Here is a 16727-nt window from a genome sequence, read left to right as displayed (position 1 = left end):
GTGCCCGAATGCCTGAGTGAAAGTCATTAAAATGACCAAAATTAAAACCGTCAAAGTCGGCAATATCGAAATCGCCAATGACAAGCCTTTTGCCGTTTTGGCCGGACCTTGTGCGATCGAAAGCCGTCAGCATGCACTTGAAATGGCTGCTGCCCTGAAAGAACTTTCCGAAGGGCTCGGCATTGGTCTGGTATATAAAAGCTCGTTTGACAAAGCCAACCGCACCAGCACGACATCCAAGCGCGGTGTTGGTCTGGTCGAAGGTCTTGATATTCTTGCTGAAGTCAAAGCCAAGACCGGTCTTCCGATTGTGACCGACGTGCATTTGCCTGATCAGTGTGCTGCTGTTGCCGAAGTTGCCGATATCCTGCAGATCCCGGCATTCCTGTGCCGTCAGGCGGATTTGTTGCAGGCGGCTGGCAAAACCGGCCGTGTGGTCAATGTGAAAAAGGGTCAGTTCCTGGCTCCTTGGGACATGGCCAATGTTGCTGACAATCTGGCAGCAACCGGTAATGACAATATTATGCTCTGTGACCGTGGAACCAGCTTTGGCTACAACACGCTTGTCACGGACTTCCGCGGACTTCCCACCATGGCCCGTCAGGGCTATCCAGTTGTCTTTGATGCAACCCATTCGGTTCAACAGCCGGGCGGACAGGGCACCTCATCAGGTGGTCAGCGCGAATTCGCGCCTGTTCTGGCCCGTGCAGCCGTATCGGTTGGTATCGCAGCACTGTTTATCGAAACCCACGATAACCCGGCAACGGCCATCAGCGATGGCCCGAACCAAATTCCGTTGAACAAGTTACCCGAAGTTCTTTCGGTCCTGATGGAGCTGGATAAAGTGGCGAAAGCCAATCCGGTCCGTCTGGATATGTTCGACGAATAATAATCAAATGCCGCCAGTCAGTGATTGGCGGCATTCTTTTTTGCTGTAACCCGCATGCCTGAAAAAAGGCATGATCCCTACCAGTGAGGAGAACGTTTCTGTCATGACCGCTATTATCGATATTCGCGGCCGCGAAATCCTTGACAGCCGTGGTAACCCGACGGTCGAAGTTGATGTAACCTTGGAGAATGGCGCCTTTGGTCGTGCTGCCGTTCCGTCAGGCGCATCTACCGGTGCGCACGAAGCTGTTGAACTCCGCGACAAGGAAGACCGTTATCTTGGCAAAGGTGTGACCAAGGCTGTTGCCTCGGTCAATGGTGAGATTTTCGAAGCCCTGGCAGGCATGGATGCCGAAGACCAGGTTGCTGTCGATAACATCATGATCGATCTTGATGGCACATCGAACAAAGCCCGCCTTGGTGCAAATGCGATCCTTGGTGTTTCTCTTGCGGTTGCCAAGGCTGCTGCTGAAGACGCTGGTCTTCCGCTGTACCGTTATGTTGGTGGCTCTTTTGCCCGTACGCTTCCGGTTCCGATGATGAACATCATCAATGGCGGCGAGCATGCTGATAACGCCATCGATGTTCAGGAATTCATGGTTGTGCCTGTTTCGGCAGAAACCGGATCGGACGCCATCCGTATGGGTGCTGAAATCTTCCACAACCTCAAAAAGGCGTTGTCGGCAGATGGTCTGAGCACCTCGGTTGGTGATGAAGGTGGCTTTGCCCCGAACATTGCATCGACCGAAGCTGCAATCAGCTATGTCATGAAGTCCATCGAGGCTGCTGGCTACCGCCCGGAAGAAGACGTTGTTCTGGCCCTTGATGCCGCATCAACCGAATTCTACAAAGACGGTAAATATGTTCTGGCAGGTGAGGGTAAGACCCTTGATGCTGGTGGCATGGTGAAATACTGGGCCGATCTTGTTGGCAAATATCCGATCTTCTCGATCGAAGATGGTATGGCTGAAGACGATTGGGACGGTTGGGCAGAATTGACTGCGGCCATCGGTTCCACGACCCAGCTGGTCGGTGACGATCTGTTTGTCACCAACCCGAAGCGCCTTGCTGACGGTATCAAGAAGGGTGTTGCGAACTCGATCTTGGTCAAAGTTAACCAGATCGGCACGCTGTCGGAGACCCTTGAAGCGGTCGAAATGGCGCATCGCGCGGGTTACACTGCCGTGATGTCACACCGTTCTGGTGAAACCGAAGATTCGACCATTGCCGACCTTGCGGTTGCAACCAACTGCGGTCAGATCAAAACCGGTTCATTGTCGCGTTCTGATCGTCTGGCGAAATACAACCAGCTGATCCGCATCGAAGAGATGCTTGACGCCGGTGCGTATTATCCGGGTCGTGCGATCCTGAAATAATCTGATTTCGCGCAGATCTGTTCCGCAGTGTGTCGTGTCGTCTTTCGGGCCCTGCTGGTTAATTCCGGCAGGGCCCGTTTTGATTCTGCAACCACGAAGTCATCTAAAGAAATTGCTTATAAAAGACGCGATCAGGGTTAGCCCTTTGAGCGTAAATCATGCGCTTTGTGCCGGTGGTTTAACTCTATTTTTACCGATCTGTGCGCTACTTGGCTGGTAGTTTTGCCGGGGTTGTGGCTTTGCTTGGTGGTATCTACCTGAAAAGCAAAGGAAATCACGTATGTTGTTTTCATGTTAACAACCCGGAATGATTAATTGCGTCTGCAAATCTGCTTGAACGCGCATGGGACAGGGTAAATGTCGTCAAACTCGCCGGTCTTTCGCCGCCTGAAACAGGCTGTTGCGCCGGTAATCGCATTTACAGTGATGGCTTATTTCATCTTCCACAGCGTGGAAGGTGAGCGCGGCTTGCTGACCTATTGGTCGATGCAGGACCGGGTGACCGACATCGCCAAGGTTCTTGAGGACACCACAGAAAGCCGTAAGGACCTTGAACAACATGTTCTGTCTTTGCGCGCCAGCCATCTTGACCCCGATCTATTAGATGAACGCGCGCGGGCAATGCTAAATGCGGCCCATCCAGATGACGTGATCCTTTTTCATCACGATGGATATCAGGATATGGCAACCATCGTTGCGGCGAGCCAATAGCATCTGTTTGCACAGTGCGGCGATCATTGTTTGATCTCGACAAAACATCCCACATAGCCATTTAAACCCAGCCAAGATGCTTGCCGTGTTTCGATGTTTCGGACAGGGCGATGTTTGCACCGAGAGAATCCGGGTTGCCAAGAGCCACAAGGTTTGCGGTAAATTCCCCTGAAAAGGGTTAGGGCAGGGTGTCTTGTGATAAAATTTATAGTTGTGAAGTTTGTTCAGCAATGAACGCTGTGGGGTAAGTCATTGTTTGAACTGACTTCTGGTTTAAATCGCGTTGTGAGCCTTCATTAGTTGAGGGCGTTGATAACGAATGCGTTCTTTGGGTTGAAATCGGCTGACAACGGCTATGCGGTATTATCGTCATGAAAGCATAGCATTTGTGACATATGGGAATGAACGAAATTCAAAGCATTCTCTCAAGTGGCTGAAAACTCTGCATCTATGCATATCTGCGGAATTTTGCATTTTAACCATTATATGGTTTATTTGTGATTGTGCGTTGCAAAACAACAGTTTACTCGGACTTTGATTGCTTGCCCTATGCGGTCGTTTTAGGTAGTCATTTCGGTGGTCCAGTACCGAATTAAGCACTCTATACATGATGCTTATGCGATAGCCATCCACCGGGAGGAAACATGGCGACCACAAAACGCAAACGCGCCACTACGCGCGCCGACAATCAGGCGAGCAGTGACGATCTCCTCAAATATTACCGTGAAATGCTGCTGATTCGCCGCTTTGAAGAAAAAGCCGGTCAGTTGTACGGCATGGGTCTTATCGGTGGCTTCTGTCACCTTTACATCGGGCAGGAAGCTGTCGTTGTTGGTATGCAAGCTGCTATTACCGGCGATGATGGTGTCATCACCAGTTACCGTGATCACGGCCATATGCTTGCATGTGGCATGGATGCCGGTGGCGTTATGGCCGAACTGACGGGGCGCGAAGGCGGTTATTCCCGCGGTAAAGGCGGCTCGATGCATATGTTCTCCAAGGAAAAGAATTTCTATGGTGGACACGGCATCGTTGGTGGTCAGGTTCCGTTGGGAACCGGGATTGCCTTTAATTACAAATATCGCGGTGAAAATCGCGTTTGCCTGACATATCTTGGTGACGGCGCTGTCAACCAGGGGCAGGTATATGAAGCCTTCAATATGGCCGCTCTCTGGCAGCTTCCGGTGATCTATTGCATCGAGAACAACCAGTACGCCATGGGCACCTCGACCCAACGACATTCGTCCAGTCCTGATCTTTATCAACGCGGTGTGGCTTATGGCATTCCCGGTGAACAGGTTGATGGCATGGATGTTTTGGCTGTCAAAGAAGCAGGTGAACGTGCCGTCGAGCATTGCCGTGCAGGCAAGGGGCCTTACATCCTTGAGCTGAAAACGTATCGCTATCGTGGTCATTCGATGTCCGACCCTGCGAAATACCGGACCAAAGATGAACTCGACAAGATGCGTAAGGAACACGACCCGATCGATATGGTCAAAAAGCTTCTGATTGATGGCAACATCATCGATGAAGCCGGCCTTAAAGATATCGACAAGGAAGTAAAATCCGAAGTCGCAAAAGCGGCCGAGTTCGCGCAGAACAGCCCGGAACCGGATGTTTCTGAACTGTTCACCGACATTCTGATCGACGCGTGATCGCGATATTTCGCGAACCGCTTTTGACCGAATTTTCCCGGGAGAGAGGGAACAATGCCGATTGAAGTTTTGATGCCGGCCCTGTCGCCGACCATGACCGAAGGCACGCTTGCCAAATGGGTCGTCAAGGAAGGCGACACAGTCGCATCCGGTGACGTCCTTGCAGAAATCGAAACCGACAAAGCAACGATGGAAGTCGAAGCTGTCGATGAAGGTACTGTGGGCAAGATCGTTATCGCTGAAGGTACTGAAAACGTCGCTGTGAATGCAGTCATCGCTTACATCCTTGAAGAAGACGAGGATGCGTCTGCGTTGGATAATGTATCTGCATCATCGTCCGCACCTGCAAGTGCGCCGGCGGCTGAGGATGCTCCGGCACCTGCAGCGTCCGAAGCACCGGCACCAACCACGGCACGCGCCGCACCGGTTGCTGCCAGCGGTACGATTGAGCGTTCCGAGACCGAACCACGTGCCATGAGCGTGATTAACGCGACCATGGACGAAAAAACCTACACCAGCTTTAAAACCCAGACCGTTCGTGAAGCCCTGCGTGACGCAATGGCCGAAGAAATGCGTGGCGATGAAAACGTCTATGTCATGGGCGAAGAAGTTGCACAGTATCAGGGGGCTTATAAAGTAACCCAGGGTCTGTTGGATGAGTTTGGCGAACGCCGCGTCGTTGATACACCGATTACTGAAATCGGTTTCACCGGCATGGCAACCGGTGCTGCCTTCATGGGCTTGAAGCCGATCGTCGAATTCATGACGTTCAACTTTGCCATGCAGGCGATTGATCACATCATCAACTCTGCCGCCAAGACGCTTTATATGTCTGGTGGGCAGCTTGGGTGCCCGATTGTTTTCCGTGGTCCGAACGGTGCCGCATCGCGCGTCGGTGCACAGCACTCGCAGTGCTATGCATCCTGGTATGCACATTGCCCGGGGCTTAAGGTTGTCTCACCGTATTCGGCTGCAGACGCCAAAGGTCTTCTTAAGGCTGCAATCCGCGATCCGAACCCGGTTGTCTTCCTTGAAAACGAACTTTTGTATGGTCAGAGCTTTGAAGTTCCTGACGACGAAGATTTCGTTCTGCCGATTGGTCAGGCCAAGATCGAACGCGAAGGGACCGATGTGACCATCGTTGCTTTCTCGATCATGGTTGGCAAAGCACTGAAAGCTGCCGAGCAACTGGCAGAGCAGGGCATCTCGGCCGAGGTTATCAACCTGCGTACGATCCGTCCGCTTGATACGAACACCATTATTCGCTCTGTGATGAAGACCAATCGTCTTGTCACCTGTGAAGAAGGTTGGCACTTCGCCGGTATCGGTTCGGAAATCGCATCGGTGGTCATGGAGCATGCCTTTGATTATCTCGATGCGCCGGTGGCGCGTGTGAGCGGTGAAGATGTTCCGATGCCTTATGCTGCAAATCTTGAAGTGCTCGCACTTCCGCAAGAACAGCATATCGTCGATGCGGCCAAGGCCGTTTGCTATCGCTAAGTGATACGGACAGGGGCAGGTGCGCTTTGAAAGCGTACCGCCCCGTTACCGGGAGAATGTGTTCATGCCTGTAAAAATATTGATGCCGGCTCTGTCGCCGACCATGACTGAAGGCACCTTGGCAAAATGGCACGTCAAGGAAGGTGATACCGTTGAATCGGGCGATGTCATCGCAGAAATCGAAACCGATAAAGCCACGATGGAAGTCGAAGCCGTCGACGAAGGCAAAATCGGTAAAATCCTTGTTGCCGAAGGCAGCGAGGGTGTTGCTGTAAACGAAGTTATCGCACTTCTGCTTGAAGAAGACGAAGACGCGAGTGCGCTTGAAGGTGCGGATACCTCGGCGGCAAGCACGGGCGGCGGTGAAAACGCGCCGGCCAAGGACGATGCCAAAGAGGAAAAAGCACCTGCGGCAGCCGAAAAATCGGCTTCTGGTGGTGACAAGCCAGCACCGGCCGCACCGGTTTCCGGTGGTGAACGCGTTAAGGCAAGCCCGCTTGCCCGTCGCATTGCTGCGAACGAAGGCGTTGATCTTGCCGCAGTAAGCGGTTCCGGCCCGCGTGGTCGTATCGTCAAGCGTGATGTCGAAGCAGCGATGACTGCCAAACCGGCAGCAAGTGCTTCGGAAGAAAAAGCGGCTCCTTCGGCTCCTGCCGCGGCGGCTGCACCAGCTGCATCTGGCTGGAACCCGGATTTGACCGGTCTTCCGGAATACGAAGAAATCCCGAACAGCGGCATGCGCAAAACCATCGCGCGTCGTTTGACGGAATCCAAACAGCAGGTCCCGCATTTCTATCTGACGGTGGATTGCCAGCTCGACAACCTTCTTGCCACCCGTAAACAGCTGAATGAAAAAGCTGGTGACGGTGTCAAAATCTCGGTCAATGACTTTGTCATCCGGGCGGTTTCGTTGGCCCTTAAACGGGTTCCTGCTGCGAACTCGATCTGGACGGACAAGGCGACCTTGCAGTGCAAGAAACAGGACATCTCGGTGGCAGTTGCCATTGAGGGTGGCCTGATCACGCCGGTTGTTCGCGATGCCGGTTCCAAAGGTCTTGCTGAAATCTCTAGCGAGATGAAAGCACTTGCAGGCAAAGCCCGTGATGGCAAATTGATGCCTTCTGATTATCAGGGTGGGACATTCTCTGTTTCCAACCTTGGCATGTTCGGCATCAAGGAATTTTCGGCCATCATTAACCCGCCGCAAGGTTGCATCCTTGCCGTTGGTGCAGGCGAACAGCGCCCGGTCGTTAAAGACGGTGCACTTGCCATTGCAACTGTCATGAGCTGTACCCTGTCTGTTGACCACCGTGCGGTCGATGGCGCAGTTGGTGCTGAGTTCATGGCTGAATTCAAAAAGCTGATTGAAGACCCACTGAGCATGTTGCTCTAGGGGTCCCAGGTTGCGCGGGGGCTTTAAATAGCCCCCGCAAGCATTTGAATTTCAAGACCTGCGACCGATAACGGGCAGGCGAAGGAGATCCTACGATGGCGGATAGCAATTTCGACGTAATCGTGATTGGTGCAGGTCCGGGTGGTTATGTAACCGCAATCCGTTCTGCCCAGCTTGGCCTGAAAACGGCTGTTGTTGAACGTGAACATGTTGGTGGCATTTGCCTGAACTGGGGCTGTATCCCGACCAAGGCGTTGCTGCGTTCGGCGGAAGTTTATCGCAATATGAACCATGCCAAGGAATATGGCCTGTCATGCGATAACCCGTCCTTTGACATCGATGCCGTTATTCAACGTTCGCGGGGTGTTTCCAAACAGCTTTCCGGCGGTGTCGGCCATCTTCTGAAAAAGAACAAGGTCACCGTGATCACCGGCGAAGCCAAATTCGATGGCCCGAAAAAAATCGTGGTCACCGGTAAGGACGCAGGTACCTACACCGCAAAGCATTACATCATCGCAACCGGCGCACGGGCACGTTCGCTGCCGGGCCTTGAAGCTGATGGCAAAGTGGTTTGGGATTACAAAAAGGCGATGACGCCAGACAAAATGCCAAAAAGCATTGTTGTCGTTGGCTCCGGTGCCATCGGTATCGAATTTGCCAGTTTCTATCACACCATGGGTGCTGATGTGACGGTGGTCGAAATCATGTCGCAGATCATGCCGGTTGAAGACAAGGAAGTTGCCGCCCTTGCACAGAAGATGATGACCAAGGACGGGATGAAAATCCTGACCGAAGCAAAGGTCGCCAATCTTAAGCGCAATGCGGACAATGTCGTTGTTACGGTTGAAACCAAAGACGGCAAGAAACAGGAAATTACTGTTGATCGTGTGATTTCTGCTGTTGGTGTTATTGGCAATACCGAAAATCTGGGCCTTGAAACGACCAAGGTTAAAGTTGATCGCAACGTGATCGATGCAGATGAATATTCACGCACGGCAGAACCGGGCATTTATGCCATCGGTGATGTTGCTGGTCCTCCGATGCTGGCCCATAAGGCCGAGCATGAAGGCGTTATCTGCATCGAGAAAATTGCAGGTGTCAAAAACGTCCATCCGCTTGATCCGCGCAAGATTCCGGGTTGTACCTATTGTCATCCGCAGGTTGCCAGTGTTGGCCTGACCGAAGCCAAGGCCAAAGATGCGGGCTATGACGTCAAGGTCGGCAAGTTCCCGTTCATTGGCAATGGCAAGGCCGTTGCATTGGGCGAGGCCGAAGGCCTTGTGAAAACCGTGTTTGATGCCAAGACTGGTGAATTGCTTGGCGCGCATATGGTTGGCACCGAGGTGACAGAGCTTATCCAGGGCTTTGTTGTTGCGATGGGGCTTGAGACGACGGAAGAAGATCTTATGCATACGGTCTTCCCGCATCCGACTCTTTCAGAAATGATGCATGAGTTGGTCCTTGACGCCTATGGTCGTGCGATCCACTTCTAAAATATCGCGTTTTATCGGGTAAGCATGCCCGCTATGACGAAATTTGACGAATGTCGGTTTGACAAATACGTGGCGTGGCGGCACATTGCCGCCCGTCAAATCCTTCGGAGGTCACTCTATGTCGACGGCGCATAACGAAGCCAAAGCACTTCGTCACCCGGAAAAGCAAAAACGGCCTGATCGTCCATCTGGACGCAAGCCGTCCTGGATTCGTGTGAAAGCGCCAACCTCCAAGGGGTATCAGGAAACCCGCGAACTTGCGCGTGGTCTGAACCTGCATACTGTTTGCGAAGAAGCAGCATGCCCGAATATCGGTGAATGCTGGCAGAAGAAACACGCATCCTTCATGATTATGGGCGATACCTGCACACGTGCATGTTCGTTCTGTAACGTGAAAACCGGTATGCCAAACGCGCTTGACCCGTTCGAGCCGCAAAATTTGGCAATGGCAGTTGCCGATATGCAGCTTAAGCATGTCGTGATCACCTCGGTTGACCGTGATGACTTGGCAGACGGTGGCGCCACGCATTTTGCCCGCGTGATTGAAGCAATCCGTCACAAGGCGCCAGAAACCACGATTGAAATCCTCACACCGGATTTCCGTGATAAACCGGGTGCGGTTGAAATCGTCGCCAAGGCCCGTCCTGACGTGTTCAACCACAATCTGGAAACGGTTCCGCGTCTTTACACGCACATCCGTCCGGGCGCGCGCTATTATCAGTCGCTGCGCATTTTGGACCGGGTGAAACAGATTGATCCGACGATCTTTACCAAATCCGGCCTGATGGTCGGTCTGGGTGAAGAACGCAAAGAACTTTCACAGGTCATGGATGATCTGCGTGTTGCCGATGTTGATTTCCTTACCATCGGTCAATATCTGCAGCCGACGCTTAAGCACGAACCGGTCGATCGTTTTGTGACCCCGGACGAGTTTGATGAATATGCATCCATGGCACGCGGTAAGGGGTTCTTGATGGTGTCGGCAACGCCGTTGACCCGTTCAAGCTACCACGCTGACCGTGATTTCGAGCAGCTGCGTGAAGCCCGCGAGAAAAAACTGGTCGCTGCTGACGAAGCCAAAGCAAAGGCCGCTGCCCGCGAAGCAGCTGCTGTCTAACAAGCCTGAAACGATAGACGCGACGATAAGGGGAGATATCGAGTGCCGACGCATGCAGAGCGCAGGAAACTGCCCTATACGCCGGAACAGCTCTTTGAACTCGTCGCGGATATCGATTCCTATTCCGAGTTTCTCCCGTGGTGTGTCGCATCGCGCGTCCGTAAACGCGAAGGTGATGTTCTTAAGGCCGATCTGGTGATTGGCTTTAAGATGTTCCGCGAGAAATACACATCCCAAGTCACATTGGTGCGTCCGCACCGTGTTGATGTCGAATACTTGCAGGGGCCGTTTAAATATCTCAATAATCATTGGGTGTTTGAAGAGGACGAAGACGGCGGTACGTGGCTCGACTTCTTTGTTGATTTTGAGTTCCGCTCAGCCTTGCTGCAGAAAATGATTGGTGTCGTGTTTAACGAGGCTGTCAAATTGATGGTCGGCGCGTTTGAAACCCGCGCACATGAAGTTTATGGCGAACCTGTTTCGCCGACTTCCGAAAGCTGAATTTTCAAAACCTGAAATCGAATAACCTGTGGGACATGACTGAAATGTCGTGCAGCAAGTTACGTGCGATCAATCATCTGTGTGATGAGATCAAAGGCCTTCAGCACCGTTGCCTTACGTACAGCGTGACGATCACCTGAGAAAACTTCGTTATACGTGATTGTCGTACGACCTTTGCCCGCACAGCCAAAATGAACCAGTCCAACCGGTTTATTGGGGCTGCCACCACCCGGACCGGCAATGCCGGTCACAGAAATCGCGATGGTCGCGTTGGGCGAACGTTCCAAGGCACCTTCACACATGGCGCGTGCAACTGGTTCGGAAACCGCCCCAAATTGCTCCAGAAGGTCATTGTCCACGCCGATCAGTTGATGTTTGGCTTCGTTTGAATAAGTTACGAAACCACAATCAACCACGGATGAACTGCCATCAACTCCGGTCAGGCTGCCGGTGATCAGGCCGCCCGTACAGGATTCGGCCGTGGCGATCATTTCACCGTTTGCAGTGCATTTGGCGATCAGATCGCTTGCAGCTATCAGAATGTCATTTTCAATCTGCATTGGGTTTATCCGCCAATCAGGTGAACCAGAACTGCTAAGACAATCATGGCAAATGCACCGGCCAAAACATCATCAAACATGATGCCAAAGCCACCACCAACCCGGCGGTCCACCCAGCGTATCGGCCATGGCTTTAGAATGTCAAAAAAGCGAAATGCGATAAATGCTGCCAACAGCCAGACGATGTCGATCCATCCCGCGCCAAGCGGGATGACCATCAAGCACATCCATTGGCCGACGACCTCATCAATGACGATTTCGCCAGCATCATGAATGCCAAGCAAATGACTATATTGATGTGCCGCCCATACGCCGATGCCAAAAATAATTATGCTGGCGATGATAAGCGCACTGTTCCCGCCATAAGCCCAAATCAACCAACCAAAGGGTAGGGCGGCCAATGAACCGGCCGTGCCGGGGGCCTTGGGACTTTTGCCGCTATAAAACCATGTGGCGCTACAGGTGATCATGAAACGGGAAAAAGACATTTAAGATTTACATGTTAGCTATGGAAGATGGGCATTGGTAGCACGGCAAAGACCAGGGGCGGTGAAAATTTTGCAATTAAGAATGTGTTAACATGCTTGATTGAGGCCCGACTTACAGGTAGCGTAAAGAAAAAGACGTATAAGTCGCAGGCGGGGCCGAAAAAGAAACTCTGCGTAACCGGGCAATCCGGGCGTAGTTACGAGCAACTAGGGGTTAAACACTGAATATGTCGGCGTTTGAAGGCATGCGTCGCTTGGTGAATAAGTGGTTTCCGGACCGGCAGGTCCTTGTCCGGTCCAATGATTCCGTTTACCAACTTCGTCTTGGAAAATATGCGCAGCTTACGTTGGCTTCGTTCGGGGCCGCCGCGATTACGTGGTCGGTCGGGGTTACTGGCTATAGCTGGTATCTGGATCAACGTCTTGCGGTGCGCGAAGAGCAGCTTTTCCGCAGCGAGCTGTCCTATAACCGTCTGATCGCACGTGTGACCGAAAGTCAAAGACGTTTCGGGGAAATTACGTCTCAGATGGAAGATACCCATCGCAATCTTTTGTCGATGGCGGAAAAGAACCTGCAGCTTCAAGCGCGGGTACAGGATTACACCTCGAAACTTGAGAGTAGCGAGAAAGAAAAAGTCCATATTTCGTCTCTTCGGACGTCGATGGATAACCAGATGAATGCGCTTCAAGGGCAAATTGACGGGATCACGAACCGTAATCTTGCTTTGCGCGATGAACTTGAAACCGTTGAAACGGTCATGTCGCGTGTCATGCGCGAACGCGATCAGGCATTACAGCGGTCAAAAAAGCTACAGGGTGAACTAAGCGATGCCCGCCAACGCATTGCGGATCTACATACCGTGCAGCAACAGGCCATGCAGCGTGTCGCCGAAACGGCAGACAGCACCATTCTTGAACTTGAAAACGTTCTGGAAATGACAGGCCTGCAGCCGGGAACCTTTGTTCTGCCACCAATGAAACCGCAAGAACCTGGGGTTGGTGGACCGTTTGTGGCCTTTGAGCCAGGACACCCGCAAGATGAAGAATTTTTAAGTGTCGCCGTGGCACTGAGCGATCGTATGGATCTTCTTGCCAGTCTGCATGACAGATTGAAGAAGACGCCCCTTGGGGAGCCAGCGGCGTCTTACTACTTATCAAGTTCGTTCGGTAAACGAAAAGACCCGATCAATGGTCGCTGGGCTTTTCATTCCGGTGTTGATCTCGCCGGACCGATCAAGACACCAATTCTGGCAACTGCACCCGGTAAAGTGGTGCATGCAGGATGGAGTGGCAAATACGGGAAGATGGTCGAAGTGGACCATGGGAATGGTGTTCGAACCCGTTTTGGCCATTTATTTAAGGTCCTCGTTAAGAAGGGCGATGAAGTGCGTTACCAAGACCAGATAGCGTTAATGGGAACGACTGGACGAAGCACGGGCAGCCACGTTCATTACGAGGTGTTGGTCAATGATAAGCCGGTCAATCCCCTAAAGTTCATTGAGGCGGGACGTTATGTTTTCAAAAACGAGCAAGACGACACAAACAACAACTAGAAACGGCCATTCAGCTGCTGACAAAAAAGGCGGCCTTTCGGTCATCAATGCAGATCTTCGTGTAACGGGTGATCTGATTTCTGAATCGGACGTTCAGGTCGATGGGACGGTTAACGGGGATATTCGCACCCGAAACCTGACAATCGGTCAAAGCGGTGAAGTTCGTGGCGAGATTATCGCCGATAAAATCCGCATTTGCGGTGCTGTCATCGGTCAGGTCCGGGCACGCGACGTTTCACTGGCTGAAACCGCCCGAATGATTGGTGATATTCTTCACGAGAGCCTCTCGATCGAGCCGGGCGCCCATATCGAAGGGCATTGCCGTCGCATCGAAGGCGTGGCTGAAGAAGGCGGCTTGACTGTCATTCAGGCAGGCCAAGTCGTTGCTTCGAACGTGAAGAAAGAAAACAAGTAATCATCAAAAGATGATTTCGGTCTGTGGCGATGACGGGTCCGGTCATTGGATGCAGAATCGATACACAAATACAAAAAGGCAGGCTCCAGATGGGCCTGCCTTTTTGACGTTTGGTTGTCTGTTTTAATCGTGAAACCGCAACTACGCTGTTTTGGGGGCTGTGATCAATGGCAGCAATTCATCAAGGGCACCTAGAACGACATCTGCTTCATGCGAAAGACGTTCTTTGGGCTGCTTGGTCCGATTGATCCACGCTGTTTTAAATCCAAAATGACCTGCACCGGCAATGTCCCAGCCATTTGATGACTGGAATGAAATTTCGGCAGGCTCAAGTTCAAGTTTGTCGACAGCCAATTGATATACATCGGGATGAGGTTTGTAGGTCTTCAGATCATCAACGCAAATGATCTGGTCAAACAGGGTCAAAATTCCCGATGATTTGGCAGCAGAAATCAGCATATGTCGGGCACCATTCGACAGGATGGCAAGCTTGTGCCCCTGTGCTTTTAAGGTGTTCAGCGTTTCAACAACTTCTGGAAAAGTATCAAGCGACAGATAGGTTTCCATCAGTTTGGCCCGCAGAACCGGATCTTTTTTGCCCGTTTGATCCAGGGCGTAATCAAGCGCATCGCCCGTTACGGTCCAGAAATCTGCGAACTCGCCCATCAGGCTGCGCAGCCAGGTATATTCAAGCTGCTTTTGCCGCCATGTCGCGGACAGCCGTTCTGCTTCGTCGCCAACGCTATCGCGCAGTTTTGCAACCGCAGAGCCAACGTCAAACAGAGTGCCATACGCATCGAAAACAAAAGCGCGGCAGGAAGATAGTGCATTATCGGACATATTACGGACCTTTTCTGACAAGCAGTATGGATCGAATATGGGCAATCTGGCCAAAAGCGCAAATCAGCACAGGACAGTTTTTAGTCTGTCGCAGGCGTATCGTTCTGGCCCATTGCAATCTCGTCGCGGGCAAAGCGCCGGCGATAGACATAGGTTCCCTCCATCACGCGCTGAACGTAATTTCGGGTCTCGCTATAGGGGATCATTTCGATCCAGTCGACAAGATCGACCTCCGGATCGCGCGGATCACCATATTCATTGATCCACTGACGAACGCGGGTTGGACCGGCGTTATAGCTGGCGATGGTCAGGACCTCCTGACCGTTCCAACGATCAAGCAACCGTTCAAGATAGGCGCGGCCAACGGCAATGTTAAATGATGGATCCGACGTCAGGCGGTCGGTGTCATATTCCAAGTCCAGCGATTGTGCCATGCGTTGTGCGGTCGCAGGCATCAACTGCATCAGGCCCCGCGCACCGGCCGACGATACGGCCAACGGGTTAAACAGGCTTTCCTGACGCATGATCGCATGAACAAGGGCAGGGTCAGGTGCCCGACCAAGCGGAACCTGTTCATGGATCGGGTAGGCGGCATCAAGATACCCACTGCCGGTTCGGATGCTGCGTTTTGCGGCAATGATCCCAAGGTCAGTACGGCCATATTCGCGGGCAAGATCCGTCGCCATTGCAAGATATTCCGGCTCATCATGTTCATAGACCAGCGCCATGATGAAAGGACGGATGATGTTGCCAAGACCCATTTCACCAAGTTTACGAACGACTTGGGTCAATTCCTGATCTTCAAAGGCAGCACGTTGTTCTGCTGTTGGAACCGGTTGTTCCACCGAATAGGTCGGTTTGGCACCAAGCGCATCAATTGCCAATTGCCCATAGAAGGTGTGGGCATGTTGGGCGGCAAGTTCAAACCACTCTTTTGCGCGTTTTTCATCACCAATGGCCGCATTCGCACGGCCCGCCCAATAGGCGCCGCGTGAAAGGCTAATGGGATATTGCACAACATCATAAAGGTTCTGGAAATGCGTCAGGGCAATTTCAGCATCACCCAAAAATTCAAGGGCAATCCAACCAGCATACCATTCGGCCTCGGCAATATCGCCCGCATCGGTTTGACCATGATTGGCGACCAAACGGTAGGCATCGGTAATATGACCCTTTTGCAGCGCGCGCCGGGCAAGGATGGCCTTTTCAAGCCACCAATATTGTGGCCGGATCGAAATATAAGCCAGATCATTGGCCTGCGATAACAAAAGATCACGGGCTTCTTGATCACGATCCTTGATACGGCGCCAACGCACGCGTTCATAGATCAGGCCGGGATCATTACGATATTTTTCCGGAACGCGGTTTAGCGCAGCATCAACACCACCCTCCATTGCGCGCAATGAAGCACGGGCGTCTGCCAGCAAGCGATAATCGTCGCTGACATATTTCATGGTGCGTGATGCCGTGCTCAGACGACCTTCCCACAACAAACGATCCAGACGTTGTTGGTGGGTTTCCTGATCAATATATTTGCCATAGCGGCTCAGGAAACGGCGTTCTTGACCATTGCCGAAATTCTCGTTGATCCAGCTTGACCGTACCAATGCAATGGCAGCAGATTCTTGACCCGCACCTAAAAGGGCTTTGACCTGACGGGTCGCACCATCGGCCGTAACCGGGGCAGAACGTTTGAACCATGCAAGGATTTCTTCATCTGGTACCGCATCGGTCATGGCTTCTTCGGCGCGCTGACGCAGTAGCGCCTGACTGGGCCATTTTGGATGGGCATCGATAAAGGTGGTGATCTCTTCAAAACTGCGACCCGAATTGGGGGATGCTAGCAACATCCATTCAGCAGCTTTTTGCAGCAGGGGATCGTCAAAATTGGGCAGCAGTTTCGTAAAGCTTTCGGTTTTCCCATCTTCAACAGCCTCAAGAAATGCATTCAATCTTGCGCGGCTGACAGCAGAATAGGTTGGCGAAGGCGGCTGCATTTGAAGAACGTTGTCTTCACTTACGGCGGCCTGTACCTGATTGCCATTTGGCATCAGTATCGAAAAGCCCAGTGCCAATGCGCAGACCGAAATCTTGCGGAAAGACGCGTGCGCCATGTGATTGTCCCCTTAGCCTTACGGCATCAAAAATGCACTTTAGACCCGCACATTATGGCAGCGAATTCAATAAAAGCCAAACAGTCCTGATGGGAAATTGCAACCCCGATCACTGTTCGTTTC

Annotated in this window: 15 protein-coding genes; 11 read left to right on the top strand and 4 right to left on the bottom strand. The window is 52.2% G+C overall.

Translation table 11 applies throughout. The annotated features are described in order from the left end of the window. The first annotated feature begins 31 nt into the window (after positions 1-31). From kdsA to ACQ0MK_RS07775, 9 genes are all read left to right on the top strand, one after another. A complete protein-coding gene (gene kdsA, locus ACQ0MK_RS07815; RefSeq protein WP_430475536.1) occupies positions 32-889 on the top strand; it encodes a 3-deoxy-8-phosphooctulonate synthase in 858 nt (285 codons plus the stop codon). Between the two features lie 103 nt (positions 890-992). Continuing rightward, positions 993-2264, top strand: coding sequence for a phosphopyruvate hydratase (gene eno, locus ACQ0MK_RS07810; RefSeq protein ID WP_430475535.1), 1272 nt, complete (start codon positions 993-995; stop codon positions 2262-2264). Between the two features lie 357 nt (positions 2265-2621). After that, the gene (locus tag ACQ0MK_RS07805) at positions 2622-2975 is read left to right on the top strand and encodes an FtsB family cell division protein (RefSeq protein ID WP_430475534.1); all 354 of its coding nucleotides are present in this window, start codon (positions 2622-2624) and stop codon (positions 2973-2975) included. A gap of 644 nt (positions 2976-3619) precedes the next feature. Continuing rightward, the gene (pdhA, locus tag ACQ0MK_RS07800) at positions 3620-4630 is read left to right on the top strand and encodes a pyruvate dehydrogenase (acetyl-transferring) E1 component subunit alpha (protein WP_350044513.1); all 1011 of its coding nucleotides are present in this window, start codon (positions 3620-3622) and stop codon (positions 4628-4630) included. Positions 4631-4684: 54 nt separating this feature from the next. Then, positions 4685-6130 carry a pyruvate dehydrogenase complex E1 component subunit beta gene (locus ACQ0MK_RS07795; protein WP_350045955.1) on the top strand — a complete coding sequence of 482 codons (1446 nt, stop codon included), beginning with the start codon at positions 4685-4687 and terminating at the stop codon, positions 6128-6130. A 64-nt stretch (positions 6131-6194) separates the two neighbouring features. After that, complete coding sequence (locus ACQ0MK_RS07790; RefSeq protein WP_350162700.1) at positions 6195-7523, top strand: pyruvate dehydrogenase complex dihydrolipoamide acetyltransferase; 1329 nt, start codon at positions 6195-6197, stop codon at positions 7521-7523. 95 nt (positions 7524-7618) lie between these two features. Continuing rightward, positions 7619-9016, top strand: a complete 1398-nt coding sequence (gene lpdA / locus ACQ0MK_RS07785; protein WP_430475533.1) for a dihydrolipoyl dehydrogenase — start codon at positions 7619-7621, stop codon at positions 9014-9016. A 118-nt stretch (positions 9017-9134) separates the two neighbouring features. Beyond that, on the top strand, positions 9135-10133 hold the full coding sequence (lipA, locus tag ACQ0MK_RS07780; RefSeq protein ID WP_430475532.1) for a lipoyl synthase: 999 nt from the start codon (positions 9135-9137) through the stop codon (positions 10131-10133). A gap of 42 nt (positions 10134-10175) precedes the next feature. After that, positions 10176-10634 (top strand): type II toxin-antitoxin system RatA family toxin, encoded by a 459-nt coding sequence (locus ACQ0MK_RS07775; RefSeq protein ID WP_430475531.1) that lies wholly within the window; start codon positions 10176-10178, stop codon positions 10632-10634. 59 nt (positions 10635-10693) lie between these two features. On the opposite strand, the gene ACQ0MK_RS07770 is transcribed toward ACQ0MK_RS07775, so the two are convergent. Both ACQ0MK_RS07770 and ACQ0MK_RS07765 read right to left on the bottom strand, forming a co-directional pair. Continuing rightward, entirely contained in the window at positions 10694-11194 is a 501-nt protein-coding gene (locus ACQ0MK_RS07770; protein WP_430475530.1) for a CinA family protein, read from the bottom strand. 5 nt (positions 11195-11199) lie between these two features. Beyond that, a complete protein-coding gene (locus ACQ0MK_RS07765; protein WP_430475529.1) occupies positions 11200-11682 on the bottom strand; it encodes a phosphatidylglycerophosphatase A family protein in 483 nt (160 codons plus the stop codon). A 227-nt stretch (positions 11683-11909) separates the two neighbouring features. Between ACQ0MK_RS07765 and ACQ0MK_RS07760 the strand changes: the two genes are divergently transcribed. Then, positions 11910-13235 (top strand): peptidoglycan DD-metalloendopeptidase family protein, encoded by a 1326-nt coding sequence (locus ACQ0MK_RS07760; RefSeq protein WP_430475528.1) that lies wholly within the window; start codon positions 11910-11912, stop codon positions 13233-13235. Then, the gene (locus tag ACQ0MK_RS07755; protein WP_350041897.1) at positions 13195-13650 is read left to right on the top strand and encodes a bactofilin family protein; all 456 of its coding nucleotides are present in this window, start codon (positions 13195-13197) and stop codon (positions 13648-13650) included. The genes ACQ0MK_RS07760 and ACQ0MK_RS07755 overlap by 41 nt, the downstream gene beginning before the upstream one ends. Before the next feature lie 141 nt (positions 13651-13791). On the opposite strand, the gene ACQ0MK_RS07750 is transcribed toward ACQ0MK_RS07755, so the two are convergent. Together ACQ0MK_RS07750 and ACQ0MK_RS07745 are read right to left on the bottom strand one after the other, a co-directional pair. Beyond that, positions 13792-14490, bottom strand: a complete 699-nt coding sequence (locus ACQ0MK_RS07750; RefSeq protein WP_430475527.1) for a haloacid dehalogenase type II — start codon at positions 14488-14490, stop codon at positions 13792-13794. Positions 14491-14570: 80 nt separating this feature from the next. Beyond that, on the bottom strand, positions 14571-16604 hold the full coding sequence (locus ACQ0MK_RS07745) for a lytic transglycosylase domain-containing protein (protein WP_430475526.1): 2034 nt from the start codon (positions 16602-16604) through the stop codon (positions 14571-14573). Positions 16605-16727 lie beyond the last annotated feature (123 nt).

This window comes from Thalassospira lucentensis (genome assembly GCF_050516545.1).
Classification (GTDB): Bacteria; Pseudomonadota; Alphaproteobacteria; order Rhodospirillales; family Thalassospiraceae; genus Thalassospira; species Thalassospira lucentensis_C.
This window is presented reverse-complemented; position numbering and strand designations above follow the sequence as displayed.

Coding starts and splice junctions, on each gene's coding strand:
- kdsA (WP_430475536.1), top strand. CDS start 32: ATGACCAAAATTAAAACCGTCAAAGTCGGCAATATCGAAATCGCCAAT.
- eno (WP_430475535.1), top strand. CDS start 993: ATGACCGCTATTATCGATATTCGCGGCCGCGAAATCCTTGACAGCCGT.
- ACQ0MK_RS07805 (WP_430475534.1), top strand. CDS start 2,622: ATGTCGTCAAACTCGCCGGTCTTTCGCCGCCTGAAACAGGCTGTTGCG.
- pdhA (WP_350044513.1), top strand. CDS start 3,620: ATGGCGACCACAAAACGCAAACGCGCCACTACGCGCGCCGACAATCAG.
- ACQ0MK_RS07795 (WP_350045955.1), top strand. CDS start 4,685: ATGCCGATTGAAGTTTTGATGCCGGCCCTGTCGCCGACCATGACCGAA.
- ACQ0MK_RS07790 (WP_350162700.1), top strand. CDS start 6,195: ATGCCTGTAAAAATATTGATGCCGGCTCTGTCGCCGACCATGACTGAA.
- lpdA (WP_430475533.1), top strand. CDS start 7,619: ATGGCGGATAGCAATTTCGACGTAATCGTGATTGGTGCAGGTCCGGGT.
- lipA (WP_430475532.1), top strand. CDS start 9,135: ATGTCGACGGCGCATAACGAAGCCAAAGCACTTCGTCACCCGGAAAAG.
- ACQ0MK_RS07770 (WP_430475530.1), bottom strand. CDS start 11,194: ATGCAGATTGAAAATGACATTCTGATAGCTGCAAGCGATCTGATCGCC.
- ACQ0MK_RS07765 (WP_430475529.1), bottom strand. CDS start 11,682: ATGTCTTTTTCCCGTTTCATGATCACCTGTAGCGCCACATGGTTTTAT.
- ACQ0MK_RS07760 (WP_430475528.1), top strand. CDS start 11,910: ATGTCGGCGTTTGAAGGCATGCGTCGCTTGGTGAATAAGTGGTTTCCG.
- ACQ0MK_RS07755 (WP_350041897.1), top strand. CDS start 13,195: ATGTTTTCAAAAACGAGCAAGACGACACAAACAACAACTAGAAACGGC.
- ACQ0MK_RS07750 (WP_430475527.1), bottom strand. CDS start 14,490: ATGTCCGATAATGCACTATCTTCCTGCCGCGCTTTTGTTTTCGATGCG.
- ACQ0MK_RS07745 (WP_430475526.1), bottom strand. CDS start 16,604: ATGGCGCACGCGTCTTTCCGCAAGATTTCGGTCTGCGCATTGGCACTG.